Raw genomic sequence first — 24,580 nt, forward strand, 5'->3', positions numbered from 1 at the left:
CATGAGGGTAGTTTCGGCGATTGGAATGATGGGATTGGCCTCGGCCGCGCAGGCGCTAGAGCTTGGCCCGCCCCCCGTATTCGCGGAACCCGATCTGGCCGTTGTCGAGCTGGGGCAGTTGCTGTTTTACGATCCGATCCTGTCGGGAAATCGCAACATCAGCTGCGGGTCGTGTCACCATCCGCGTCTGGGCACGTCCGACGGGTTGTCGCTGGGCGTTGGTGAGGGCGGCATCGGGCTGGGAGTGAAACGTGCGTTGGACCCCGAAAACCGCCCGGAACAGCGCATTCCCCGCAACTCTCCGGCCTTGTGGAACCTCGGCGCGGACGAGTTCACGGTCTTCTTCCATGACGGGCGGCTCGAGGCGGACCCGAGCCGCCCCAATGGCATCCGTACTCCGCTGGGAACCCATATGCGGCCGGGGTTCAAATCCGCCCTCGCGGCGCAGGCCATGTTCCCGGTGCTGTCGCCGGACGAAATGGCAGGGCATTACTCCGAGAATGAAATCAGTAAAGCGGTGCGTCTGGGTTTGCTGACGCAAGAGGGCGGGGCCTGGGACCTGATCGCCGCGCGTGTCGCAGCCATTCCCGAATATCAGACGCGGTTCGAAGACGCTCTTCCGGGGGAGGAAATAACCTTCACGACAATCGCCAACGTGCTTGCCGATTTCATCGCCTTCGAATGGCGGGCGGACAACAGCCTGTTTGATCAGGCGATGCGCGGAGAGGCAGAGCTGTCGCCCGAGGCACAAGCCGGGTTGGATCTGTTTTACGGTGAGGCGGGGTGCAGTTCCTGCCATTCCGGATGGCTCCAGACGGATCACGGGTTCCACGCCATCGCAATGCCTCAGATCGGGCCGGGCAAGGGTGCGCGGTTCGAAAGTCACGCGCGCGACGATGGTCGCATGCGGGTGACCGGTGAGGCCGACGATGCCTTTGCCTTCCGTACACCGTCACTGCGCAACGTGACCCTGACCGCCCCTTATGGCCACAGCGGCGCCTATGCCGAGTTGGAGGATGTGGTGCGCCACCACCTTGATCCGGTGGGCTCGTTGCAGCGGTATTCGCTGGAACAAGCACGTCTGCCCGCGTTTCCGGGTGCAGATGATCAGCGTGCCTTGATTGATACGACCGAGGCTATCGCTGCCGCCAATAGCCTGGAGCCGGTTTCGTTGAGCGACGATGAGGTAAACGCGATTCTCAGCTTTCTGAACACTCTTGAAGACCCGGCCCAAAGGCTTGGTGTTGCCGAAACCGTTCCCAGCGGGCTGCCTGTGGATCAGTGATGGAGGCGGATGATCTGGTTGGCGTCATACGCCTGCCAGTCGCTTGTGGAGACATCCGGCCAGATCATCCGCAGCTCGACCGCCTCAGCCGATCCCAGACCGAAATGATGCAGGCCTGAAGTCCCTCCGGCATGGCCTCCGCCAATGGTGATCTCGCGGGTCTGCAAGCCGGAGGGCGTTCGCATCTCGATAAACCCGCCCACCGCAGCACGGTTGGAGGTGTTCTGAGAGACATCGACCAACACCCAATTTCCGGCGTTGCTTGTGTTCTGGTGAACCTCCAACGGCGCGCCCCGGTTGACGACCACCAGATCCAGTTGGCCATCATTGTTCAGATCAACCAAAGCGCCGCCGCGCGACTTGGCCATCGAGGCCACGCGCGCCTCGGCGGCCGCTTCGACAAAGGAGCCGTCAGGCTGTTGTAGCATCAGGTTATTCGGGTCGTTCAAGGCCGCGACAGGCATCTGTTCGACATTCCCTTTGGTCACGAAAATATCGTCTAGCCCGTCGTTGTTGGCGTCTCCGAATTGCGCATGCCATCCGGTCGAAGGTCGCCCATCGCCGCCGACATGCGGTCTGTGCGCGGTGGTGCCTTTCTCATAAGTCGCATCGCGCCAAGTGGGGCTGTCATCTGAGGGGTCAAACACCTGAAATTTCTGGTCGCCCATCGACGTCAGGTAGACATCGGAAAACCCGTCCCCCGTGAGATCGCGCGAGGCGATGCCCATTCCCCAGATCGAATAGGGTAGCCATCCGTCATCTTCGGTGTAGAGGCGCGGTTCAGCCTCCATCGCCCAGAGCTGCTCCTGCCCGCCGCGCACGTAGTAGTGGCGATCATTGCTGACCCGCAGGTCCGCCCGACCCGTGCGCGCCCAGTCGGAAAACAGGATCGACAATGAACAATAGCCCGGTTCGAGTGGCACCGGCGCGCCGTAACCTGATCCTTTGGGACGATAGAGGAGTGTCGGACCGCAGGTCTCGAACGGCCCCTCAGGGTCAAAACGGTCGACATAGGTTCCGAAGGCCAGTGTTGGCAGCGTCTCGCCGTCTTCCCACGTCGCCGAGAAACCGGTGGTCCAATGATCATCCGACTGGAAGTTTAGATCGGAAAAAGGGGCAAACTGGCAGTCAGGCTGTCCGCGCAACAATTGGTCCTCACCAACTCTCAGAACCGCCAGATCCTGAAAGCCGTCGCCGTCGATATCCAGTGGATAGGCCCCGGTCACACCGGTCAGTGACAGCGCCTCTGGTGTGTCGATGCGGAAAGAGAGATCGCGGCCCGAGGTGTTGCGGAACAGCTGCGACGGGTTTGATCCACCCGCGGCGAAGAGGTCGGGCAGGCTGTCTCCGTTGCAGTCGAACACCGCAACGCCTCCGCCCACGAAATGTTCCCAGCCGCCGTCATAGACGTGTGTGGCAACCTCGATCTGTTGAAAGCTTGGTACGGGCTGATCGGCCGCAACAGCTGTGGCGCTTGCCAGTAGGAGGGCGCACTCACGATGCATGGGTCGGCATCTCGCGTATCTTCAAGGTTGAGACTTGTTCGATGGCATAGGCAATGGCGCCTTTGGCCCACATGGTGTCATCCCACTGGTTGACCTTGATGTCGGGCAGGGGGGCATCGACGTGGACCACCCCCTTACGTATCCGCTCCATCACGCTGTCGGAATAGAGGTGCTGAAAGCTGACCTGACTGCCCGAGATGATGATACATTCCGGATCGAACAGGTTGATCAGGTTCGAAACGCCCATGCCGAATATCTGACCGGCCCGATCTAGCACGGACAAGGCATGTTGATCACCGGACTGCGCGTTGTCATGCAGGTCGGCAATGGTGATCTGGTCGCGATCCTGACCGTCAATCGAGGCCTCTCGGATCAAGGCGTATTCCCCGACATAAGCTTCAAGACATCCGTGCTGGCCGCATTGGCAGAGCGCGCCATCCAGTTGCACCTTGGTATGGCCAAATTCAGCCCCGCATCCGCGCTCGCCCCTGTAAAGTTTGCCGCCCAGCACGATCCCAAGACCGACGCCGTGTTCTATCGTGATGACAAGGAAGTTCCGCAGACCTTTGCCCAGTCCGAACAATTGTTCCGCCTTTGCAACAAGATTGGCGTCGTTTTCAATGAAGACTGGGCAATCAACCTCTTGCTGCAGAAGCGGGCCGAGGGGCACATTCCGTTCCGAGATCGAGGAGGACCAATGGACAAAGTTATGCTCGGCATCAATCAGGCCCGCGATCCCGATCGAGACCCCTGCGATATCCGACATTGAAACGGACGCAGCCGCGCAGGAGCTTTCCAGCGCTTTTCGGATGGTTCGGGCAAAGTCGAGCGGGGTCATGCAGGCCTCGACCAGCGGGTATTTGATCGATGCAATTTCGAGCCCTTCGAAATCTGCGATCAGAACTGAGACATAGTGGCGTGTGACCTTGAACCCTGCGATCAGCAATGATCCCCCGTTCAGCTTGAGCAAAACACGGGGCCGCCCGCGTCGTGGGGACCCGGACTGAGGGTCGCCTTCAACCTCGTGGATCAGGCCCGCAGACAACAGGTCTGCCGTTGCGGTGGTGACGGTGGCGGGGCTGGTCTGCAAAGCACCCGCAATATCAATGCGCGAGATCGCCCCCTTGCGGCGGATATGCTCCAGCACGCGCAGCCGCGTTACGTTCCGCTGCTCGGTAGAGATAGAAGAGGCTTTGTTTTTCAGCATCTTGCCCTCGCGAATCTCATATTGGCATTCACCTTAGTCAGATTCTTATGTTAGCGATAGCATAAATATTTTGCCGACTGAAATAAATGTGCTACTCAAGTAGGTGAAGTCCTCGAATCACTTCGAAGGGACTCGAACAACCGGGAGGAAAGCATGAAGAAATTCCTAAGCATTTCAGTCGCGGCTGCTCTGATGAGCACGGCTGCCTTTGCTGAAACCGTCGTTGGCGTCAGCTGGTCGAACTTTCAGGAAGAGCGTTGGAAGACTGACGAAGCCGCGATCAAATCCGCGCTTGAAGCGGGTGGGGCCGAGTATATCTCTGCCGACGCGCAGTCGTCTTCTGCCAAGCAGCTGGCGGACATTGAAAGCCTGATCGCACAGGGCGTGGACGCGCTGATCATCCTCGCGCAAGACTCGCAGGCGATTGGCCCGGCTGTTCAGGCCGCCGCGGACGAGGGCATCCCGGTTATCGCATATGACCGCCTGATCGAAGATGACCGTGCATTCTACCTGACCTTCGACAACGTCGAAGTCGGCCGCATGCAGGCCCGCGCGGTGTTCGAAGCTATGCCCAAGGGCAACTACGTCATGATCAAGGGCTCTCCGACTGACCCGAACGCAGACTTCCTGCGTGGCGGTCAGCAAGAGATCATTCAGGCCGCTGTCGATAGTGGTGATGTTGTAATCGTCGGCGAAGCCTACACCGATGGCTGGCTGCCCGCGAACGCGCAGCGCAACATGGAGCAGATCCTGACGGCGAACGAAAACAACGTGGACGCCGTGGTTGCCTCGAATGACGGTACGGCCGGTGGTGTGGTTGCTGCGCTGACGGCGCAGGGCATGGAAGGTATCCCGGTCTCGGGTCAGGACGGTGACCATGCCGCGCTGAACCGCGTCGCGCTGGGCACCCAAACCGTGTCCGTCTGGAAAGACGCGCGTGAGCTGGGCAAAGCCGCAGGCGATATCGCAGTCGCGCTGAGCGGAGGCACCGCCGCTGCGGATGTTGATGGCGCGGTCAGTTGGACATCGCCCGGTGGAACCGAGATGACTTCGGTCTTCCTGGCACCGGTTCCGATCACAAAAGACAACCTCTCGGTTGTTGTGGACGCAGGCTGGATTCCGCTGGACGACCTTTGCCAGGGCGTGGAAAACGGCCCAGCCCCCTGTAACTAAACTACCATAATTCCCGGCCTGCGTAGGCGGGCCGGGATCCCAATCGCTGAACATGAAAGATCGGATATGACCGAAACTTCGTCTCAGCCGGTACCCCAGAAAAGCAAGCAAAACTTGTTCCAGCAGCTTGAGCTGGATATGCGGCTATTGGGTATGATCGGCGCGTTTATCATCCTTTGCATCGGGTTCAATATCGTCACGGATGGGCGTTTCCTGACCCCTCGCAACCTGTTCAACCTGTCCATTCAGACCGTGTCGGTTGCGATCATGGCCTGTGGCATGGTGTTCATCATCGTGATGCGCCACATCGACCTTTCCGTCGGCGCTTTGCTGGCGACGACATCCGCCGTGATGGCCATGACCCAGACCGAGCTTTTGCCGAACATGCTGGGCATGGGCCTGAATAACCCGGCCACATGGGCGATCACTCTGGTCGTTGGGCTTGCGGTTGGAACCCTGATCGGGGCCTTCCAAGGCTGGATGATCGGGTACCTGACAATTCCTGCCTTCATCGTGACCCTCGGAGGGTTTCTGGTCTGGCGCAACGTCGCCTGGTACATGACCGATGGCCAGACCATCGGCCCGCTGGACAGCACATTCCTGATGTTCGGTGGCACAAACGGAACGCTCGGCACCACGGCCAGTCTTCTGTTCGGCCTTGCCGCCACAGCCGCCGCGATCTGGGCGCTCTGGAGTGCGCGCCGGTCCAAGGCCGCACATGGTTTCCCCGTCAAACCCGTCTGGGCTGAAACAACGCTGGCCGGGATCATCGGCATCGCGATCATGGGCTATGTCTTCATCGTCAACAGCTACGCCATCCCGACACGTCGGCTCGAGCGCATGTTCGAAGCGCGCGGTGAGATCATGCCCGAGGGTCTGGTCGTCGGCTACGGCATCCCGATCTCGGTTCTGATCCTGATCCTGGTAGCTGTCACACTGACCGTCGTGGCCCGCAAGACCCGGTTCGGACGCTATATCTTTGCAACTGGCGGCAACCCCGACGCGGCAGAGCTTTCGGGTATCAACACCCGCATGATGACCGTCAAGATCTTTGCCTTGATGGGTTTCCTGTGTGCGCTGTCCGCTGTTGTGGCTTCGGCCCGTCTGGCCAACCACTCGAACGACATTGGTACGCTGGATGAGCTTCGTGTTATTGCTGCAGCCGTAATTGGTGGGACAGCCCTGTCCGGTGGTCTGGGGACGATCTATGGCGCAATACTGGGTGCCTTGATCATGCAGGCGCTGCAATCGGGGATGGCTATGGTCGGCGTGGATGCTCCGTTCCAGAACATCGTCGTCGGTGCTGTGCTCGTCCTGGCTGTCTATATCGACATCGTCTATCGCAAACGTTTGGGAGCGAAATGATGCAAGCTGAAGAAACGCAGAACACAAATTCGGGTCGCGGCTCTGGCAAGCCACCTCTGGTCGAAATGAACGATATCTCGATTTCCTTCGGGGGCATCAAGGCGGTGGATCACGTGTCGGTCGACCTCTACCCCGGCGAAGTTGTGGGCTTGCTGGGCCATAACGGGGCAGGGAAGTCCACGCTGATCAAGGTCCTGTCCGGCGCCTACCAGATGGACAGCGGCGAGATCCGGATCGACGGTGAAAAGGTCGAGATCAACAACCCTCGGGACGCGCGGGCCAACAATATCGAGACGATCTATCAGACGCTCGCTTTGGCCGATAACCTAGACGCCAGCTCGAACCTGTTTCTCGGGCGCGAGATGGTGACACCGATGGGCTTGGTCAACGACGCCGCGATGGAGGCCGAGTGCCGCAAGATCATGGGCCAGCTGAACCCGAATTTCCAGAAGTTCAATGACCCGGTCTCGGCCCTGTCTGGCGGTCAGCGTCAGTCGGTTGCGATTGCCCGGGCGGTGTATTTCAACGCGCGCATCCTGATCATGGATGAACCCACAGCTGCATTGGGACCGCATGAGACCCAGATGGTTGCGGAACTGATTCAGAAACTCAAGGCGCAGGGGATTGGGATTTTCCTGATAGACCATGATGTGCATGCTGTTATGGAGCTTTGTGATCGAGCTTCGGTCATGAAGAACGGTCAATTGGTCGGAACCGTCGACATCCCCGATGTCACCGATGATGATCTGCTGTCGATGATTATTCTGGGCAAAAAGCCCGGCGAAAAGACTGAGTGAGGGAAGACAATGGCGAGTGGTTTCTTTCAAGAGATCGAAAAGATCCGGTACGAAGGCGAAGACAGCAAGAACCCGCTCGCCTTCCGTCACTACGATCCGGATGAATTCATCATGGGCAAACGCATGGAGGATCACCTGCGTTTCGCCGTCGCGTGGTGGCACTCGTTCGCCTGGGAAGGCGGCGATCCGTTTGGTGGCCCAACGCTTGAGCGTCCCTGGTATCCGCAGGACGATATGGGCCGTGCCAAGATGAAAGCCGACATCGCGTTCGAGATGTTCGACATTCTCGGGCAGCCCTATTTCTGCTGGCACGACGCGGATATCCGACCCGAACAGGGCAACTATGCGGATAACCTGAGAACTCTGGAAGAGATCACCGACTATATCGGTGAGAAGATGCAGGTCTCGGGCACCAAGCTGCTTTGGGGAACCGCCAATATGTTCAGCCATCGCCGCTGGATGGGTGGGGCCAGCACGAACCCTGATCCGGATGTGTTTGCCTTTGCGGCTGCAACGGTGAAATCCTGCATCGATGCGACCCACAAGCTGGGGGGGGAGAACTACGTGCTCTGGGGCGGGCGTGAAGGCTATGAGACGCTGCTCAACACCGACATGGGGGCTGAGCTGGATCACATGGGCCGGTTCCTGAACATGGTGGTCGAGTACAAGCACAAGATCGGCTTCAAGGGCGCTATTCTGGTCGAACCCAAGCCGCAGGAACCGTCCAAGCATCAGTATGACTACGACGCCGCAACTTGCATCGGTTTCCTTCGCAAGTACGGCCTTGAGGACGAAGTCAAGCTGAACCTCGAACAGGGGCACGCCATTCTGGCCGGTCACAGCTTTGAGCATGAGATCGCAACTGCGACGGCTGAAGGCATGCTGGGTTCTATTGATATGAACCGCAACGACTATCAATCGGGTTGGGATACAGACCAATTCCCCAACAACACGCCCGAGGTCGCGTTGGCCTACTATCATATCCTGAAGGCCGGCGGCTTCATCACTGGCGGCACAAATTTCGACGCGAAGATCCGCCGTCAGTCGATAGACGCCGAGGATCTGATCGCCGCACATGTGGGTGGTATGGATATCTGCGCGCGCGGGTTGAAAGCGGCCGCCGCCATGATCGAAGATGGCGGGCTGGAGGTCGCGCTGGAGGAGAGATACGCGGGCTGGTCGACAGAAGCCGCGCAATCCATGCTGTCCTCTGGTCTGGATGAGATCACGGCCCGCGTCCTAGCCGAGGATATCAACCCGCGGCCTCGCTCTGGTCGGCAGGAAATCCTCGAGAACTACGTCAACCGGTTCGTCTGAACCGGCACGCTTGGGCGGACTTCCCACCCAACAACTCTTTCAAAGGCCCGCTGCACGACCTGAGTGCGCGGGCCTTTTTGTGGTTATTCGCTCGGGTCGACCTGCTGATGAACCTCGATCACGTTGCCCTCCGGGTCTTGAAAGAACACCTGATGCCATTCTTTCGCGAAGGTGGTGCCGTAGTCGGAATAGGGGATGCCGCGCTCGTTCAACAGCTTCAGGAACGCAGAAAGGTCATCGGTGCGAAAGGCGATATGGCCGCGTTCCACGGGGTTGATCACTTGCCCGTTCTTGAAGGCGACGTCAAAGGCGCGTTCGGCCAGATGCATCTGCATATGGCCCTCGGTCGCAAAGCGGATCTTGCCGTCATAACCGCTGTCCTCATCGGCCTCGGTCCGTGGGAAATTGTCCTGCGGGATGTCATCCAGCCCCAGCACGTTGGTGTAGAAATCGTGCATGCGATCAACATCATCGGCGACGAAGTTGATGTGATGGAATTCCAGTTTCATGCTCTGCCCTCGCCCTGAACCTTCGGTGTCTCAGGACCTCTAACATGTCGGTTGGTTTCTGTGGATGGCAAATTGGCAAGGCGACCCCTTTGCGCGGGGTCGCCCGTTTGTTTATTCGAAGTTGTAGGGCACGCCAGCCTGATTGATGACGCTGTTATACTCTTGGAAGATGCCGATGATCTTCTGGTGGACTTCGCCTTCCTGGGCAATCTCGTCCCAGAATTCCTTGGCCGCGTTCTCCACCTCGGCCCACTCGCCGGGTGGAACCGAGCGCAACTCCAGCTTGTCACCATTGGCTCGCAATGCCGCTTCGCCACCCCAGTACCACTGGTTCCGATAGGTGTGCCCAGCTTCGATCCCGGCCATCACGACAGATTTCAGGTGATCCGGCAACTCGTTCCAACGCTCTTGGTTGGCGAACCACGATCCGATCCACGCGCCCGAGATGTTGTTGGTCAGGAAGTAGTCGGTCACATCAGCCCAGCCGACCGTGTAGTCCTCGGTAATGCCAGACCAGGCCATGCCATCCAGCTCGCCCGTCTGAACGGCCACTTCGGCGTCTTCATAGGGGATGTTCACCGGAACCACGCCGAACTTGGCAAGGAAGCGACCAGCGGTCGGGAAGGTATAGAGCTTCAGACCATCCAAGTCAGCGACCGAGGTGATTTCCTTTTTGGTGTTAAAGTTGCATGGGTCCTGACCTGCGGCGGACAGCCATTGCACACCGACCTTGGCGTATTCGTCCCGCCAGATATCGGCTAGACCGTACTGGTTGAACAGGACAGGAACGTCGAGGATGTGCTTGGTTGCGAAAGGGAAGTACCCTCCGAACACGCGCAGCGGCGTGGGCGAGGCCATCGAGTCATCGTCCGAATGCACGCCGTCGATGGTGCCGCGCTGAAGCGCCTGGAACAGCTCTCCGGTGGGGACGATCTGGTCGGCATAGAACAGCTCGATCTCAAGCTCGCCATTGGCATTGGCGTTGATGTAATCGATGGCCGGTTTGGTCACATGCTCACCCAACGCCCCCCCTGCGTAGGTCTGAAAGCGCCATTTGATCGGGGCCTGCGCTTTGACGATTGCGGGCGCTGCCAGTGTCGCAGGCGCGGCCAAAGCAGCAGTGCGCAAAAATCTGCGTCTTGTTGTTGTCATAGTCTTCCTCTCCTGTGCTTTTTGTTGAAATCGAACCGGTTTTTCCGGCTTCTTCTCTTGTATGCTCAGTTTCCGTAGACGATGCCCGGAAGCCACAATGCAATTTCGGGGAAGGCCATCACCAATCCCAGTGCCACAGCCATCACGCAGACAAACGGGATGATTGAGCGGTAAATGTCTTTGATCGTTACCTCAGGCGGGGCCATCGCCCGCATCAGGAACAGGTTATACCCGAAAGGCGGTGTCATATAAGCTATCTGGCAGGTGATCGTGTAGAGCACGCCATACCAGATCAGGTCAAATCCAAGCGCACCGACCAGCGGTACGTAAAGTGGGGCCACGATGACCAGCATGGCCGTGTCATCAAGGAATGTTCCCATGAGCAGAAAGCTCAACTGCATCAGGATCAGGATGATCCACGGGTTCAGGCCGAGTTGAACGGTAAACAGATTCTCGATTGCTTTGACCGCGCCCAGACCATCGAAGACGGCCCCAAAGGCGAGAGCGGCGAGGATGATCCACATGAACATGCAGGTGATGCCCAGCGTCTGCTTGATCGAGGTTTCAAAGACCTGCCATGTCATGCGACGTTTGAGAACGGCCGCCAGAAAGGCCGCGATGGCACCTAGGGCGGAGCTTTCCACCAGGGACGTCCAGCCGTTGACAAAGGGCACCATCATCACGGCGAAGATGCCCAGCGGCAGAAGGCCAGCGCCCAACAGACGCATCTTTTCCCCCCATGTGACCTCTGCGCGCTCCTCCGCGCTCATCACGGGGCCAAGCGCCGGATTTATGCGGCAGCGGATGGCGATGTAGATGATGAACATTGTGGCCATCATCAGGCCGGGGATCACGCCGGCCAGCCAGAGTTGCCCGACGGGCTGACGTGCGATCATGGCATAGAGGACGAGCACAACCGACGGCGGGACCAGAATGCCCAGTGACGATCCGGCCTGTATCACGCCGGTGACCATCAGCTTGTCATAGTTGCGGCGTAGAAGCTCGGGCAGGGCGATGGTGGCTCCGATCGCCATACCAGCCACAGACAGCCCGTTCATTGCCGAGATCAGAACCATCAGGCCGATTGTGCCAATGGCCAGCCCTCCGGACAGTCCACCCATCCAGACGTGGAACATCCGATAGAGGTCATCGGCAATCCGCGACTCGGACAAGATGTAGCCCATGAAGATGAACATCGGCAGGGTCAGAAGAGGATACCAGCGCATCACCTTTATCGCTGCGGCAAAGCCCAAGTCATAGCCTCCGCGGTCGCCCCACAGGAAGAAGGCGGCGATCACGGCGACAAAGCCAATCGCGCCAAAGACCCGCTGACCGGTCAGCAGCATCAGCATCATGGTCGAGAACATGAGCGCGGCAATCAGTTCGTAGCTCACCCGCGATGCCCCCCTTCAAGGTCTTCGGGGGCCATGTGGACGGGCTCATCATCCTTTTTGCCCATGTCAAAGCCTTTGAGGCGCAGGATGTCCTTGCAGAGTTCCGAGATCGCCTGAAGCAGCATCAGAAAGATGCCGATAACCATTATGGTCTTGATCGGCCAGATATAGGGCCGCCAGGCGGAGGACGAACGCTCACCGCCATACTGGAAGGAATACATCAGACTGTCCCAGCCACCCCAGAGCAGGAAGGCGAGGTAGGTAATCAGAAACAACACGGTTAGCGCGTCGATCTGGCTTTTCTTGCGGTCCGTCCATTCACCATAGAGCAGATCCATCCGGACATTCGCGCCCATCTGCATCGCGTAAGGCCCGCCCAGCATGTAATAGGCCACCATCGCGAACTGCGCCATCTCCAACGTCCAGAGGGACGGCACAAAGAATGTCTTGGAAACCGAGGAATACAGCAGGATCGCCATCATCACGAAGATGCCATACATGATCACGCGACCCAGCATCCGGTTGGCGCGGTCGATGAACCGCACGTAAGTCATCATGGGTCCCGTCACGAGAGGCAGACTTTCAGGCGTTTGGGGTCATCAGACCGAACGCAACCATGCCGAGAGCGTTGCTGACAGCAGCGCGCGATCCGGGCAATGCATTGGTTTGATTCAGTGTTTTTGCTCACGCTGGTATCAGAACGAGATGGTTGGATTCTGTCAAGCACGGCTTCGGCTCAGGGCTTGCAAAACCCGACTCAGTTGTGATTGCGCGGAAACGGCCTGCCTTTTGGGCGAAACGAAACAGTTGACGCTGCGCTGCCATCTGAGAAGGTGACAAGATCCAAACGCCGTCGCAGAGCAGGTAGGACATGGCCAATCAATCCCAAGGCGAAGCCGTTTTCCTGAGTGGCAGCCTGATGCGACATGTCACGCGCATGTCTTTGACGACAAGCATCGGTCTGATGGCGATCTTTGCGGTCGATTTCGTCGACATGGTGTTTATCTCGATGCTTGGAAATGACGCGTTGGCAGCCGCCGTGGGATATGCCGGAACGCTTCTGTTTTTCACCAATGCAATCAATATCGGCCTGTCGATCTCGGCCGGAGCGTTAACGGCACGGGCCTTGGGGGCAGGGCGACCAGAGGAGGCGCGAAAATATGCCTCCAGCGTGGCAACGCTGGGTCTGTGCGTCGGGCTGGTAACCCCGGTTCTGGTGCTTTGGAATCTAAGCGCGTTGTTGTCGTTATTGGGGGCTGAGGGCGAGGTATTGAGGCTCGCCACACGCTATGTGTCAATCATTTTGCCGACTATGTGGGTGATGGCGATTGCGATGGTCGCAATGGCGGTTCTGAGGGCGCATGGAGATGCGCGGAGATCCATGATGGCCACCATCTATGGAGGCGTGGTGAATGCGGTTCTCGACCCGATCCTGATCTTCGGGGTTGGTCTCGGGCTAGACGGTGCAGCGATTGCATCGGTGCTGGCGCGGATCTGCATGCTCACCGCTGCGCTTTGGCCCGCTCTGCGCGTCCACCAAGGCTTTGCCCGCCCATCGCTGCGGCAAGTCGCATCCGATCTGAAACCGGTCCGGGCCATCGCGATCCCGGCCGTGCTGACCAATGTGGCAACGCCGATCGGCAATGCCATCGTGGTTCGCGAGATTGCCGAGTACGGAACGGATGCCGTGGCCGGAATGGCCGTGATCGGGCGGCTTTTGCCCGTGGCGTTCTCGGTCATCTTTGCGCTGTCTGGGGCAATCGGTCCCATCATCGGGCAAAACTTCGGGGCCGAGCAGTTCACCCGCGTGCGCGAGGCGTTTCTGGCAGGTATCAAATTCACGGCGATCTACGTTCTTGGAATGGCGGCTGTCCTATTCCTGCTGCGTGCTCCAATCGCAGATTTGTTCGCAGCCGAAGGCGAGACCCGCGTGTTGATCTACCTGTTCTGCGGACCGCTGGCGCTGGCATCTTTCTTCAACGGGGTCATTTTCGTCGCCAATGCCAGCTTCAACAACCTGGGCCACCCGGTCTATTCCACATGGATCAATTGGGGCCGCCATACTGTGGGCACTTGGGTCTTCGCCTCAATTGGATCGGCACTGGCCGGGGCGTCCGGAGTTCTTTTGGGGCAGGCTTTCGGCGGCATCATCTTCGCCGCGGTCAGTTGGATTCTGGTCGGTCGCGTTGTGTCGGGGTTGGAACGCTCGCAAGCAATCGACCCATTTGCCGGTCAAAATCGCTTACATTCTCTGTTCGGCCGTCGCGGCTGGTAACACCAAGCCGGTTCCTGTGAACCATAGCGCCGCGCTTGCCATTCGGTTCAACGATCTGCTTGTGATCGAAATGGTCGAAAAGCGAGATAATCTGGCGGAGGTTTGGGGTTCTGGAACGAAAGGTTGCCAGAGTGTTTTGTACGAATAGAACTGGAGCAACCACAACTGGAAAAGCATCAATAAAAGCCACAGCAAGAGGCAATAAACAGAAAACAATCCAAGATTGAAGCCAGACTTCTGGTTTTCTTCTAGATATTGAATGTTAGTGAAGTGGCAGCCCGTAGGGGAATCGAACCCCTCTTTCCAGGTTGAAAACCTGGCGTCCTAACCGATAGACGAACGGGCCACTGAGCCTTGGCTCACAAGCAAAAATGGCAGCCCGTAGGGGAATCGAACCCCTCTTTCCAGGTTGAAAACCTGGCGTCCTAACCGATAGACGAACGGGCCACGCTAGCTTGTGGAGGGCCTTTTACGGTTTCACCCCGACCCCCGCAAGCCGAAAAATGCAGGGATGCGAAAGTTTTTTGACCTGTCCTACCGTTGCCTTGAAACCAGTCATTTTGCCTCGGCCGCGTCCTCAAGACGAAGCTGTACGTTTTGGCGACCGCCCCATGTGTTCACCTCAAGCCGACCGGCGAAATGAAAGCGCGCTCCGCCGTGATTTGAGAGCTTTTCGCCCATCGGCCCGTCGAAGGCTCCGAATGCGATCGCGTCCAGCCCTCCGCCAAGACCATCCGCAAGCGAGAGTTTCAGATGCGACTCACCGACCCGTTTGGCAAAACGCACCTGCAGGTCAGGAAGGGCGTAGCGCGGGGCAGGGGCGCTGGCCCCAAAAGGCCCTGCTTTCTCAATCTGTTCGATCAGATCAACGGTCGCGGCGCCGGGCATCAATGCCCCGTCGAGCTTCATGTCTGCGGGACCGTCTTGACCTGCGCCTTGTTTTTCCAGCAGTTCTGACAGGCGCTTCATGGCCGGTTCCAACTTTTCGCGCATGACGGTCAGCCCGGCCGCCATCTTGTGACCGCCGCCTTTGACCAACAACCCCTCAGCCGCCAGTCGCTGGATCGAGGCCCCCAGATCAACGCCCGACACCGACCGCCCTGATCCTTTACCTTCATCCCCGTCAAAGCCGATCACAATCGCCGGGCGATTGGCGCTTTCTTTCAAGCGCGAGGCGACGATACCGACAACGCCCGGATGCCAACCTTCGCCAGCGGCCCAAACCAAGGGCGCGTCCAAACCACGCTCCTCCGCCTGCTCAAGCGCCGCAGCGCGTACGGCATTTTCGATATCGCGCCGTTCAGAGTTCAGCGCGTCTAGCCGTTCGGCGAGAGCCTGCGCTTCGTGCAAAGAGTCGGTGCTGAGCAGCCGCGCTCCAAGGTCGGCCTGTCCAATGCGTCCCCCAGCGTTCACCCGCGGCCCCAGAAGAAACCCCAAGTGATAGCTATTGGGCGCCGCATCCATCCGAGCGACATCCGACAGGGCCACAAGGCCGGGGCGATGACGGCCTGCCATGACCTTCAAACCTTGTCGGACCAAAGCGCGGTTCGCCTCGATCAACGGGGCAACATCGGCGACAGTCGCCAGCGCGACCAGATCTAGCAGAGGCACCAAATCCGGTCCCTTGGCCCCAGCCTCCCGCATTTGCCGCCCAGCCTCGACCAGCATCAGGAAGACAACGCCTGCCGCACAGAGATAGCCCAGATCGCCGCTTTCATCCTGCCGGTTCGGGTTCACCACGGCCGCGCAATCCGGCAGGATTTCACCGCCGAGATGGTGATCCAGCACGATCACATCCGCGCCCTGTGCAGCGGCGATCGGGTCATGGCTCAGTGTGCCGCAATCCACGCAGATGATCAGGTCATGCGCCGCTGCCAGCGATTGCATCGCAGGCACGTTCGGCCCATAGCCTTCGTCGATCCGGTCCGGCACATAGAGCGTCGCCTGCTGCCCCATCTGACGCAGCCAGACCAGCAGCAACGCCGCCGAACTGCCTCCATCCACATCATAATCCGCAAAGACTGCGATCCGCTGCTTTTCGCGCACCGCTTTCAGAAACCGGGTCGCAGCGGTCTCCATATCCTTCATGCTGCGTGGGTCGGGCAAAAGCTCTTTCAGCTTTGGTTCCAGAAAACCGGCAGCCTCCATCGGAGGGACACCCCGCCGCGCCAGCACTTGGCAAACGGCACGCGGTAAACCGGCCTGCTGCACCAACATTTCAGTCGCGCGCTCAACTTCAGGCGAGGGCCCCACCCAGCGCCGGCCTGTCAAAGATTGCTCAACCCCAAGAAAACTCATCGCACCTCTCATATGCTAAGGCCGGACCCAATTTGGACCCGGCCTCTTCATCTTTTCACAGATACTCTCGCCGAAGGCATCGGCGCAAGCCGCTTAGGCTTCGTCGTGCGACCACATTGGCGTGCGGTAGGACATGCGGCGAACCGATCCGGTCTTCGAGCGCATCAGAAGGGTGGTGGTTTCAACCCAGCCCGGCTCACGCTTGATGCGCGGCAGCAGAGAGCCACCGGTTACGCCGGTTGCGGCAAAGATCACATCCGCCGTCACCATCTCGTCACGTGCATAGACACGGTCAAGATCGGTGATGCCCGCCTTGGCGGCGCGGCCACGTTCGTCATCGTTGCGGAACAGCAAGCGGCCAAAAATCTGACCACCCATGCATTTCAGAGCAGCGGCAGCCAGGACGCCTTCGGGCGCGCCACCCTGGCCCATATACATGTCGATGCCAGTGGTTTCGCTTTCTGCGCAGTGCATGACACCGGCCACGTCACCATCGGTGATCAGACGGATCGAGGCGCCGGTTTCGCGCACCTCGGCGATCATGGCCTCGTGGCGGGGACGTTCCAGAATGCAAACGGTAATATCGGCTGGTTCGCACCCCTTGGCCTTGGCCAATGCCTCAACACGTTCGCGCGGAATCATGTCGAGCGAGACAACGCCTTCGGGGTAGCCGGGGCCAACGGCCAGCTTGTCCATATACACATCCGGCGCATGCAGCATCGAGCCGCGCGGGCCCATGGCAATCACGGTCAGTGCGTTTGGCATGTCCTTCGCGGTCAGCGTGGTGCCTTCCAGCGGGTCCAGCGCGATGTCCACGCCGGGGCCGTTGCCGGTGCCAACCTCTTCGCCGATATAGAGCATCGGCGCTTCGTCGCGCTCGCCTTCGCCGATGACCACGACTCCCGCGATATCCAGCAGGTTCAACTGCTCGCGCATCGCGTTCACGGCGGCCTGGTCGGCGGCTTTCTCGTCACCACGCCCCACCAGCGAGGCCGAGGCAAGCGCGGCCTGTTCCGCAACCCGCGCAAGGCCCAAAGACAGCAGGCGGTCGTTAAAATCGATTTTGGCAGCGTTCATGCGTTGTATTCCTTTGGCAGGCAATGGCGTTTCGTCTGGCATAGCCTGCGGATGGCGCAGGCTGCAAGGGTTCAGACCTGTTCGATGCGCAGCGCGACAGGCTCACCCGCGACAACATCGGTCGTGCGAAACCCGTCCAGCGCCACATCCAGAGTGGCCCGCGTGGTTTTGTGCGTGACAATCAAAACGGGGGCTGTGCTGTCGCTGTGGCCGTACTGGCGCATCCGGTCAATCGACACGCCCGCGTCCCCCAGAATGGCCGCAACCTTGGCCAGCGCTCCGGGTTTGTCCAGCAAGCCCAGACGTAGGTAATACGGCGCAGGCAGGCCTGTGATGGCTGGGGTGGCGTCTTCAAGGCTGGACGCAGGGCGCCCGAAGGTCGAGATTTTCAGACCCCGTGCCAGATCGCAAACATCGCCCATCACTGCGCTTGCGGTTGGTCCTTCGCCCGCTCCGGGGCCGCGCAGCACCACTTGTTCAACTGCGTCGCCTTCGATGACCACCATATTGGTGCCGCCTTCGAGTTGACCAAGCGGCGAGTCGCTGGGCACGAGGCAGGGCTGCATACGCTGTTCCAGACCGCGTGCGGTGCGTTGGGCTAGACCCAGCAGCTTGATCCGGTAGCCCATGTCATGTGCCTGATGGATATCGTCGAGGCTGATGTGCTGGATGCCTTCAATCTCGATCCCGTCGAAATTCGGCTTCGTGCCAAACGCGATCGAGGACAGCACGGCCAGTTTGTGCGCCGCGTCAATGCCGCCTACATCCAGATTCGGGTCAGCTTCGAGGTAACCCAGATCAGCGCATTCATCGAACAGCGCGTTATAGCCTTTTTCCTGCGATTGCATGCGGGTCAGGATGTAGTTACAGGTGCCGTTCATCACGCCCATCAGGCGGGTGATCTCGTTTCCGGCCAGACCTTCGGTGAGGGATTTGATCACCGGGATGCCCCCGGCGACGGCGGCCTCGAACCGGATCACGCGGCCTGCGGCTTCGGCCTTCTCGGCCAGTTCCTGACCATGGATGGCCAGCAGGGCTTTGTTGGCCGTGACAACATCCTTGCCGCTGGCCAGCGCTGCCTCGACCGAGGCTTTGGCCGGGCCGTTTTCACCGCCCATCAACTCGACAAACACGTCAACGTCATCGCGTTTTGCCAGAGCGACAGGATCTGTTTCCCACGCATAGTCCGACAGGTTCACGCCCCGGTCCTTGCTTGAATCGCGGGCCGAGACAGCGACGATTTCGATCGGGCGTCCGGTGCGCGCCTGCAGCAGATCGGCATGACGCCGGACAATCCGGACAACACCCACGCCAACAGTTCCCAAGCCCGCAATTCCAAGCCGCAGCGCCTGTGTCATCCCGTGGGTTCCTTTCGCTCGTACCAGTCTGATTTCGGGCCTTTTGCCCGTTCAGCGCTGCCTTAGCTGGTTCAGGGCACGGGCGCAATCCGTCACGCGTCAGCCGGGGCTGGGAAAAGCCGATCTTTAGTTGATCTGCGCGTTTTGCAGCGCTTCGGCTTTCTTCGCCAAAGCCTCGCTTCGGGCAGTCAGGTCCTGCTCAACGGCTGAGGCTTCGCTGACCGGATCGGCAGGCGCGCCCAGAACGTTCGGCAAAGGCAAAAGCTTGGGGAAAGGCGCCGTCTTGACCGCGCGGGATTCGCTACCCTCCAACTCGGGGAAGTTGGTGCATCCGGCAAGGGTCAGGATCAGAACCAGAACGGGCAGGCGCTTCATAGCAGGTGCTTTCACAAGGGACTGATCTTGTGATGCCTCTTTTACCCGATCTGTGCAAGCAGGGTTCTATCTGAACACGCGTTCAGATAGTGTCGGTCCATGGCTCGTACACAGGGATCACATTCGGACATAACCGGCCCGCGCATCCGCAAGGCAGCGTTGGGTCTTTTTGCGCGCCATGGCTATGCCGCCGTTTCGATGCGTCAGATCGCTAAAGAGGTCGGCGTTCAGGCCGGGGCTCTGTATAACTACACGCCCGACAAGCAAAGCCTGTTGTTTCGCCTGATGCGCGACCATATGCAGGAGTTGCAGCAAGCCTATGATGCACTTGGTGAAACCGGCGACGCGCAAGAGGCGTTGCGCCGCTTTGTCGGGTTTCACATCCGGTTTCATCTGGAACGCCCCGACGAGGTTTTCATCGCCTACATGGAGCTGCGCAATCTGACGCCGGACAACTTCGCAGAGATTGAGGATCTGCGCCGCGCCTATGAGGATTCTCTGGAGCGTATCTTGAGTGAGGGCCAGAAAGCAGGTCACTTCGCGATCTCGGACACCAAGATCGCCACGCTGGCGGTGATTGCCATGCTGAATGGTGTGATGACCTGGTATCGCTCGGGTGGGCGGTTGTCATTGGATGAGGTCGAGCAGATCTATTGGGACATGGTTCGCCGCGCAGTGATGGCCTGACCCATAATCGGGTCAGGCTTGGCCTTAGTGGGCAGGGCGAATGAAGGTTCCATTGCGCAGCTCACGAAACGCCTGTTCCAATTCGGCACGCGTGTTCATGACGATGGGTCCGTGCCAAGCTACAGGCTCATCAATCGGAGCACCCGAGATCAGCAGAAAACGAACACCTTCAGGCCCGGCCTGAACCGTGATCTCATCCCCGGTGCCGAACCGTACCAGAGTGCGGTCTCCGGACATGTCGCGAATGTTGACCTCTTGCCCTGCGACTTCCTTTTCCAGCAGAACCCCAGTCGGCTGGGACGCATCGGCAAAAGCCGCCTGACCTTGGAACACATAGGCAAAGGCACGGCGGTAGGTGTCGATCTTGAAGGTCTTTTTGACACCGGCCGGGATCTGCACGTCCAGATATTGGGGATCTGCAGCAATACCGTCCACCGGGCCGGTTTTGCCCCAGAACTCACCCACGATAACGCGCACTGTGGTGCCGTCATCGTCGATGACCTCGGGAATCTCTTTGGCCTGAACGTCCTGATAGCGGGGAGTGGTCATTTTCTGATCCGAGGGCAGGTTGCCCCAGAGCTGAAACCCGTGCATCTGGCCCGAAGCATTGCCGTGCGGCATTTCCTGATGCAATATGCCCGACCCCGCCGTCATCCATTGCACATCACCCGCGCCGAGCGTCCCGCTGTTGCCCAGTGAATCCGAATGCTCGACCGTACCGGACAGCACATAGGTGATCGTCTCGATCCCGCGATGAGGATGCCAGGGAAATCCGGCCTGATAGTCTTGCGGGCGTTCATTGCGACAGTCGTCGAACAACAGAAACGGGTCCAATTCGGACGGGTCCTGAAACCCGAAGGCGCGATGCAGCTTGACGCCCGCACCTTCCATTGTCGGTACGGCCTTGCGTGTTTCCAATGTGGGTCTGAGGGACATAACAACCTCCTTCATTTGTTTGCAGGATGTATGCCCAGCCGTGGACTGGTCAATTTGCGCAGAGGCACCATGAATGTGCGCAAATGTAGGGCAGGGGAGGGCCTGTTTATTTCTACGCAAAGCGGATACACGAGACAGCAGACAGACAGGAGGCAGTCATGCAGGGCGAAGTGCTGGCAACGATCGAGGCATCATCCCCAAGACGGGTGGCCGGTGTTGCTATGCTGTGCAGCGTAGGTGTTTTGGTGATTTACGTGGCGCTGGCTTCTCCGCCCGAACTCGTCTGGCAGGTGTTTTTATTGGCGGTTGGCGCGTCTTCCTTGTGGTTGGCCTATCGCGTTTGGATGGCCACTCAGGACAGGATCGAGCTGACTGCATCAGAGCTGCGCACCGGATCGGGGCAGGTGATTGCGCGGGTCGATGAGATTGAAGCAGTGGACCGAGGTGTTTTCGCGTTCAAACCGTCCAATGGGTTTCTGGTGCGAACTCGCAAAAAGGCCGGTAATGTCTGGGCGCCTGGTCTTTGGTGGCGGCTAGGCCGCCGAGTTGGCGTCGGCGGCATGACAGCGTCCGCCGAGGCCAAGTTCATGTCAGAGATACTTTCGGCTATGGTGTTACAGCGTTGACGGCTCCACAGTGGTGTTATCTTCGGGAGTACTGTCGTCATGTCCGCTATCACCCCCGCCGTCACCCACGTTGTTGGCGTCCTTGCACGAGTCCGGCCCTTCGATGAAGGTGTATCCGCGGGGTTGTGTGAAGATGAACTTGTCAATGAAGAAGTCGTTGCTGCCGAACCCGAGTTTGAACGGACGCACGTAGTGGTGCCTTGTCTCGACCAAAATCATCGTGGCATTGTCTGCCATGATCGGAATGCGATCCGAAACCTGATTAACTGTTTCGTTCGACCACCGCACTAGCCCTTCACCGCGCGTACAGGACCACTCTACGAAGTGACGATCATCACTGTCCGTGCCTTCGTCGCCAGTGTCCCAACGCACGAAAGAGATCCGCAGCGCCAACCCGTTGCCTTCCTCAATCATGTACTTCTGAAGATCGTACATTGACGTGATGTACTGATCTGTCACCGTGTTTTTTTCTCGGGACAGGATATCGGCAACGGCGTAGGCTGCTTTCAGGTTGCTGGCGCCCTGACGATATCCGTCGAAATAGGTATATGTTGTCCAGACGGACCAGAAGAGTAGGGGAAACACCATAATGGCTTCGATGCTGACGACGCCGTCTTCTTTTTGAAGAAAACGCGCTGCGGCATTGCCAAGTTTCTGTTTGATAAATGACTTAAGGTTCATGGACAAACACCGTTGTTGCATGAAGTTCATACTGTCCGTCGGGATCTTGCCGAGCTAACTGGCCAAGAGTAGTGCCGAAGAACAAAGGAGAGATTTCGACACACGCCCGAATGATCATCAGTTCGTTTGCCGTTCCGGGTGAAAATATCTGGTCGTCTTTGCCGCGAATTTCTTCAGGGGTATCCACGCAAAACGGACGATCAAAGTCGCCAGTAAGGACCGTACTACTGTCGAATTGATTGACCCTCGTCATCTCAACGGCAAGGCTATTCATGCAGTCCGGAATGCCACCTGCTTCATCGCAGATGATCTGTTTGATCAGATCATGCGTCCAAGCTGTTTCGCCTTCATAGAGATCAATCCGGTTCATGCGCACATCTTGGATCGTTGAGTCTAAGGCGCGCTCCAGGTTGGCATGGTTCCATGCCACGATCCCCATCTCGACCCCGGAATAGGTGGTCATTATGAAAATCGGAAACCACATCACAAATTCGATTGTGGCCATTCCCTTTTCTTCGCGGCGAAACCTTCGCAGCATTTTATTCAGATGTCGGATCATTGGGTCAGCCTCAGATTCTGGATGCTCGCAGCAATATCGTCGAAGACTTCGCCAATCTCGGATCCTGTCGGTGCGAAATAAGCGTTTTCATCCGACTTGCAGTACCATAGGAGGTTTCGACCGTTGGTGGTGGCCTCGTAAGCGACCGAGAAGATCAAGATGTTTCTTGCGCCCGATTTCGCATAGTCGCACATCGCTTCGACCTGATCGTCTTTTGTGGAACGGTTTTCGGTCTCAGTTGCCGCATAGTACCAGTTGTATGCATAGGTCGAACCCACGGAATCATACAGCAACTTATAGATTTCATATCGCGAGGTGCGCTCCCACAAGGCAGGCCATGTCAGAGAAAAGGCGGTCCCATTTTCATCGATCTGGCGAACCTCGTCCCTGTCGAGGTTGTCGCAATAGCCGCTGCTGTAGTAGGTTCCTCTGCAAAGGTAGACATCGAAATCGCTGTTGCCAAATGCGTGGTCCTGATACTCGTCGCGCACCCAGTATTTACCGCGACTGCTGTCCCAATATGCCCTGTCTACGCCCAACCACGCATATCTGAAGCTGTCCTCGTCTTCGTCATAGTGGTTCACGTTGACGGAATAGATATCTTCGTCTCCGTTCCACCAGATGCCCGATTGCCCATCGTTGTATGGCGGTTTGACCCATGTGCGAGAAGTGTTTTCACCATCGGTCATCAGAACGATGACTTTCATCGTATCACTACCGACGCTATCGGCAGGACGGCCCGCAAAATCGGCCGGTACCTGGCCGTTTGCAATCATGTTGGTAACAACGGGGCGGAAGTTTTCATCCAGCACCGTCAGCGCCCATTTCATACCGACATTGATCGACGTGTTGTCGCGCGCGTAAAACGAGTCGATGTAATTGTGCAGGTTCGTCTCGTTGTTCTGGTGAACAACAAGTTGACGGCTGGCTTCAGAACGGCACCGTTCGTCAATGCGCGGTGAGCTGAACCCGCCGGACGGACGCTGATCGCCACCATAGCGTGAATAGTATAGCGATTGGTTGTAGGTTTGCGTCAGATCGAATGCGCCTGCCGCCAGATCTGAGGTTTCAAAGTCGATACAGTTGGCAAATCTGTTGGAGCCGGCAGTCGTAAGCTGGTTCATGACGGCAGAAGGAACACCCACTTGCGTTGCATAAGGAATGATCGAGATCGAGAGTTTGTCGGAACTCGTGTTTTCATACATCTTGGTGACAAAGCTTTTGGCTGCACCTTGCAGGTTGGTCAGGCGCGACCCTCTCATGGAACCTGAAACATCCAAAACCATGGCGATTTCGACGTTGCCGATGGACTCTTCAGCGACGCTGACAACGTTCACATTAATCGAGTCGACGTCCCACCATTTCATGAAATGCATGCGGACCGGCATCGTGGCACTTGCCTCAACGCGACGCTGTCCGACGATTAACTTGTTGCCGTCATCATCACAGGATCTCGGGGAGACCACGACTTCTCCATCCAGAAATGTGTCTAGGTTTTCTTTAACCAGATAGTCCTGCACGACATCTTTTGGGCAAAGATCCTGTTGGAGGTCTGCAGCAGCCAGAACGGCGCGGTCCAGCGAATACTGAAGGCGCGCTCTTTCATGGTCATAGCGCATCATGTCGACGGCAAATCCACCCACAGTGAAGATGATGAGGATCAAACTCAGCGTCAGGATGGTCATGGTCCCGCGCTCCGAACGCAGGAACGACGCAGCACCTTTGTCGGAGCGGCTGGATTGCTCGAGTCTTCTGGATTCAGAATTCCTAAACACTTTTCTCATATCTAGTCCCTGCAGGTAATCCGGCGCACGGAAGGCGGGTCATATCAACTTAAAGAATGTAGTCGGCGAACGTGGCGAGATTTGGGCGACTTTGCCACTATGCTGCTGGGATTGAACGGCAAACCGCTGCATTTGGCAGGATGGCGGGTGCTTTGTTTCTGTTGTGTCGACAATGGTCGCCACGAAAATTTCCAAGGCGACTCAGTAGGAGGGTTTTGTC

22 protein-coding genes and 2 tRNA genes are annotated in these 24,580 nt (G+C 58.3%); 8 read left to right on the top strand and 16 right to left on the bottom strand.

Annotated features, from left to right (window positions below):
* The first annotated feature begins 1 nt into the window (after position 1).
* Complete coding sequence (locus ACR3FB_RS06235) at positions 2-1,285, top strand: cytochrome-c peroxidase (protein WP_480565118.1); 1,284 nt, start codon at positions 2-4, stop codon at positions 1,283-1,285.
* On the opposite strand, the gene ACR3FB_RS06240 is transcribed toward ACR3FB_RS06235, so the two are convergent.
* Together ACR3FB_RS06240 and ACR3FB_RS06245 are read right to left on the bottom strand one after the other, a co-directional pair.
* Positions 1,279-2,790, bottom strand: a complete 1,512-nt coding sequence (locus ACR3FB_RS06240) for a CRTAC1 family protein (protein ID WP_480565121.1) — start codon at positions 2,788-2,790, stop codon at positions 1,279-1,281. The genes ACR3FB_RS06235 and ACR3FB_RS06240 overlap by 7 nt on opposite strands.
* Positions 2,780-3,997 carry an ROK family protein gene (locus ACR3FB_RS06245; protein ID WP_480565124.1) on the bottom strand — a complete coding sequence of 406 codons (1,218 nt, stop codon included), beginning with the start codon at positions 3,995-3,997 and terminating at the stop codon, positions 2,780-2,782. The genes ACR3FB_RS06240 and ACR3FB_RS06245 overlap by 11 nt, the downstream gene beginning before the upstream one ends.
* 153 nt (positions 3,998-4,150) lie before the next feature.
* Here ACR3FB_RS06245 and xylF point away from each other — a divergent pair, with 153 nt between their 5' ends.
* From xylF to xylA, 4 genes are all read left to right on the top strand, one after another.
* Positions 4,151-5,170, top strand: a complete 1,020-nt coding sequence (gene xylF, locus ACR3FB_RS06250) for a D-xylose ABC transporter substrate-binding protein (RefSeq protein WP_480565127.1) — start codon at positions 4,151-4,153, stop codon at positions 5,168-5,170.
* A gap of 66 nt (positions 5,171-5,236) precedes the next feature.
* Positions 5,237-6,535: a sugar ABC transporter permease gene (locus ACR3FB_RS06255; RefSeq protein ID WP_170376204.1), complete on the top strand. Its 1,299-nt coding sequence runs from the start codon at positions 5,237-5,239 to the stop codon at positions 6,533-6,535.
* Positions 6,535-7,332 (top strand): ATP-binding cassette domain-containing protein, encoded by a 798-nt coding sequence (locus ACR3FB_RS06260; RefSeq protein ID WP_170470561.1) that lies wholly within the window; start codon positions 6,535-6,537, stop codon positions 7,330-7,332. Before ACR3FB_RS06255 ends, ACR3FB_RS06260 begins: the two co-directional genes overlap by 1 nt.
* Before the next feature lie 9 nt (positions 7,333-7,341).
* Entirely contained in the window at positions 7,342-8,649 is a 1,308-nt protein-coding gene (gene xylA, locus ACR3FB_RS06265; RefSeq protein ID WP_480565130.1) for a xylose isomerase, read from the top strand.
* Between the two features lie 83 nt (positions 8,650-8,732).
* On the opposite strand, the gene ACR3FB_RS06270 is transcribed toward xylA, so the two are convergent.
* The 4 genes from ACR3FB_RS06270 to ACR3FB_RS06285 all read right to left on the bottom strand — a co-directional run bounded on the left by ACR3FB_RS06270 (position 8,733) and on the right by ACR3FB_RS06285 (position 12,261).
* Positions 8,733-9,158 carry a VOC family protein gene (locus tag ACR3FB_RS06270; RefSeq protein WP_480565133.1) on the bottom strand — a complete coding sequence of 142 codons (426 nt, stop codon included), beginning with the start codon at positions 9,156-9,158 and terminating at the stop codon, positions 8,733-8,735.
* 111 nt (positions 9,159-9,269) lie between these two features.
* A complete protein-coding gene (locus tag ACR3FB_RS06275; RefSeq protein WP_170376212.1) occupies positions 9,270-10,310 on the bottom strand; it encodes a TRAP transporter substrate-binding protein in 1,041 nt (346 codons plus the stop codon).
* A gap of 65 nt (positions 10,311-10,375) precedes the next feature.
* The gene (locus ACR3FB_RS06280) at positions 10,376-11,704 is read right to left on the bottom strand and encodes a TRAP transporter large permease (RefSeq protein ID WP_480565136.1); all 1,329 of its coding nucleotides are present in this window, start codon (positions 11,702-11,704) and stop codon (positions 10,376-10,378) included.
* Positions 11,701-12,261: a TRAP transporter small permease subunit gene (locus ACR3FB_RS06285; RefSeq protein WP_170718254.1), complete on the bottom strand. Its 561-nt coding sequence runs from the start codon at positions 12,259-12,261 to the stop codon at positions 11,701-11,703. The genes ACR3FB_RS06280 and ACR3FB_RS06285 overlap by 4 nt, the downstream gene beginning before the upstream one ends.
* A gap of 314 nt (positions 12,262-12,575) precedes the next feature.
* Between ACR3FB_RS06285 and ACR3FB_RS06290 the strand changes: the two genes are divergently transcribed.
* Positions 12,576-13,979, top strand: coding sequence for an MATE family efflux transporter (locus tag ACR3FB_RS06290; protein WP_480565139.1), 1,404 nt, complete (start codon positions 12,576-12,578; stop codon positions 13,977-13,979).
* A 271-nt stretch (positions 13,980-14,250) separates the two neighbouring features.
* Here ACR3FB_RS06290 and ACR3FB_RS06295 read toward each other — a convergent pair.
* The 6 genes from ACR3FB_RS06295 to ACR3FB_RS06320 form a co-directional block, all read right to left on the bottom strand.
* A tRNA-Glu gene (locus ACR3FB_RS06295) sits at positions 14,251-14,325 on the bottom strand.
* A gap of 26 nt (positions 14,326-14,351) precedes the next feature.
* Positions 14,352-14,426 (bottom strand) — tRNA-Glu (locus tag ACR3FB_RS06300).
* A gap of 108 nt (positions 14,427-14,534) precedes the next feature.
* The gene (gene recJ / locus ACR3FB_RS06305) at positions 14,535-16,277 is read right to left on the bottom strand and encodes a single-stranded-DNA-specific exonuclease RecJ (protein WP_480565142.1); all 1,743 of its coding nucleotides are present in this window, start codon (positions 16,275-16,277) and stop codon (positions 14,535-14,537) included.
* A 93-nt stretch (positions 16,278-16,370) separates the two neighbouring features.
* On the bottom strand, positions 16,371-17,354 hold the full coding sequence (glpX, locus tag ACR3FB_RS06310; protein WP_480565145.1) for a class II fructose-bisphosphatase: 984 nt from the start codon (positions 17,352-17,354) through the stop codon (positions 16,371-16,373).
* Between the two features lie 71 nt (positions 17,355-17,425).
* Positions 17,426-18,712 (bottom strand): homoserine dehydrogenase, encoded by a 1,287-nt coding sequence (locus ACR3FB_RS06315; protein ID WP_480565148.1) that lies wholly within the window; start codon positions 18,710-18,712, stop codon positions 17,426-17,428.
* Between the two features lie 126 nt (positions 18,713-18,838).
* Positions 18,839-19,102, bottom strand: coding sequence for a hypothetical protein (locus tag ACR3FB_RS06320; RefSeq protein ID WP_480565150.1), 264 nt, complete (start codon positions 19,100-19,102; stop codon positions 18,839-18,841).
* 84 nt (positions 19,103-19,186) lie between these two features.
* Here ACR3FB_RS06320 and ACR3FB_RS06325 point away from each other — a divergent pair, with 84 nt between their 5' ends.
* Positions 19,187-19,774: a TetR/AcrR family transcriptional regulator gene (locus ACR3FB_RS06325; RefSeq protein ID WP_170487785.1), complete on the top strand. Its 588-nt coding sequence runs from the start codon at positions 19,187-19,189 to the stop codon at positions 19,772-19,774.
* A gap of 24 nt (positions 19,775-19,798) precedes the next feature.
* Here the strand turns inward: ACR3FB_RS06325 and ACR3FB_RS06330 are convergent, their stop codons facing one another.
* The gene (locus ACR3FB_RS06330; protein WP_480565153.1) at positions 19,799-20,710 is read right to left on the bottom strand and encodes a pirin family protein; all 912 of its coding nucleotides are present in this window, start codon (positions 20,708-20,710) and stop codon (positions 19,799-19,801) included.
* A 158-nt stretch (positions 20,711-20,868) separates the two neighbouring features.
* On the opposite strand from ACR3FB_RS06330, the gene ACR3FB_RS06335 reads away from it, so the two are divergent.
* A complete protein-coding gene (locus ACR3FB_RS06335) occupies positions 20,869-21,336 on the top strand; it encodes a hypothetical protein (protein WP_480565156.1) in 468 nt (155 codons plus the stop codon).
* On the opposite strand, the gene ACR3FB_RS06340 is transcribed toward ACR3FB_RS06335, so the two are convergent.
* From ACR3FB_RS06340 to ACR3FB_RS06350, 3 genes are read right to left on the bottom strand one after another with little or no spacing between them, the layout of a single operon-like run.
* A complete protein-coding gene (locus tag ACR3FB_RS06340; RefSeq protein ID WP_425083381.1) occupies positions 21,325-22,017 on the bottom strand; it encodes a TadE/TadG family type IV pilus assembly protein in 693 nt (230 codons plus the stop codon). The two genes, ACR3FB_RS06335 and ACR3FB_RS06340, sit on opposite strands and share 12 nt — an antisense overlap.
* Positions 22,007-22,576 carry a TadE family protein gene (locus tag ACR3FB_RS06345; RefSeq protein ID WP_170376231.1) on the bottom strand — a complete coding sequence of 190 codons (570 nt, stop codon included), beginning with the start codon at positions 22,574-22,576 and terminating at the stop codon, positions 22,007-22,009. Before ACR3FB_RS06345 ends, ACR3FB_RS06340 begins: the two co-directional genes overlap by 11 nt.
* A complete protein-coding gene (locus tag ACR3FB_RS06350) occupies positions 22,573-24,261 on the bottom strand; it encodes a Tad domain-containing protein (RefSeq protein ID WP_170376233.1) in 1,689 nt (562 codons plus the stop codon). Before ACR3FB_RS06350 ends, ACR3FB_RS06345 begins: the two co-directional genes overlap by 4 nt.
* Positions 24,262-24,580 lie beyond the last annotated feature (319 nt).

Source organism: Ruegeria sp. AO1 (assembly GCF_056535985.1).

Coding starts and splice junctions, on each gene's coding strand:
- ACR3FB_RS06235 (WP_480565118.1), top strand. CDS start 2: ATGAGGGTAGTTTCGGCGATTGGAATGATGGGATTGGCCTCGGCCGCG.
- ACR3FB_RS06240 (WP_480565121.1), bottom strand. CDS start 2,790: ATGCATCGTGAGTGCGCCCTCCTACTGGCAAGCGCCACAGCTGTTGCG.
- ACR3FB_RS06245 (WP_480565124.1), bottom strand. CDS start 3,997: ATGCTGAAAAACAAAGCCTCTTCTATCTCTACCGAGCAGCGGAACGTA.
- xylF (WP_480565127.1), top strand. CDS start 4,151: ATGAAGAAATTCCTAAGCATTTCAGTCGCGGCTGCTCTGATGAGCACG.
- ACR3FB_RS06255 (WP_170376204.1), top strand. CDS start 5,237: ATGACCGAAACTTCGTCTCAGCCGGTACCCCAGAAAAGCAAGCAAAAC.
- ACR3FB_RS06260 (WP_170470561.1), top strand. CDS start 6,535: ATGCAAGCTGAAGAAACGCAGAACACAAATTCGGGTCGCGGCTCTGGC.
- xylA (WP_480565130.1), top strand. CDS start 7,342: ATGGCGAGTGGTTTCTTTCAAGAGATCGAAAAGATCCGGTACGAAGGC.
- ACR3FB_RS06270 (WP_480565133.1), bottom strand. CDS start 9,158: ATGAAACTGGAATTCCATCACATCAACTTCGTCGCCGATGATGTTGAT.
- ACR3FB_RS06275 (WP_170376212.1), bottom strand. CDS start 10,310: ATGACAACAACAAGACGCAGATTTTTGCGCACTGCTGCTTTGGCCGCG.
- ACR3FB_RS06285 (WP_170718254.1), bottom strand. CDS start 12,261: ATGATGACTTACGTGCGGTTCATCGACCGCGCCAACCGGATGCTGGGT.
- ACR3FB_RS06290 (WP_480565139.1), top strand. CDS start 12,576: ATGGCCAATCAATCCCAAGGCGAAGCCGTTTTCCTGAGTGGCAGCCTG.
- recJ (WP_480565142.1), bottom strand. CDS start 16,277: ATGAGTTTTCTTGGGGTTGAGCAATCTTTGACAGGCCGGCGCTGGGTG.
- glpX (WP_480565145.1), bottom strand. CDS start 17,354: ATGAACGCTGCCAAAATCGATTTTAACGACCGCCTGCTGTCTTTGGGC.
- ACR3FB_RS06315 (WP_480565148.1), bottom strand. CDS start 18,712: ATGACACAGGCGCTGCGGCTTGGAATTGCGGGCTTGGGAACTGTTGGC.
- ACR3FB_RS06325 (WP_170487785.1), top strand. CDS start 19,187: ATGGCTCGTACACAGGGATCACATTCGGACATAACCGGCCCGCGCATC.
- ACR3FB_RS06330 (WP_480565153.1), bottom strand. CDS start 20,710: ATGTCCCTCAGACCCACATTGGAAACACGCAAGGCCGTACCGACAATG.
- ACR3FB_RS06335 (WP_480565156.1), top strand. CDS start 20,869: ATGCAGGGCGAAGTGCTGGCAACGATCGAGGCATCATCCCCAAGACGG.
- ACR3FB_RS06340 (WP_425083381.1), bottom strand. CDS start 22,017: ATGAACCTTAAGTCATTTATCAAACAGAAACTTGGCAATGCCGCAGCG.
- ACR3FB_RS06345 (WP_170376231.1), bottom strand. CDS start 22,576: ATGATCCGACATCTGAATAAAATGCTGCGAAGGTTTCGCCGCGAAGAA.
- ACR3FB_RS06350 (WP_170376233.1), bottom strand. CDS start 24,261: ATGACCATCCTGACGCTGAGTTTGATCCTCATCATCTTCACTGTGGGT.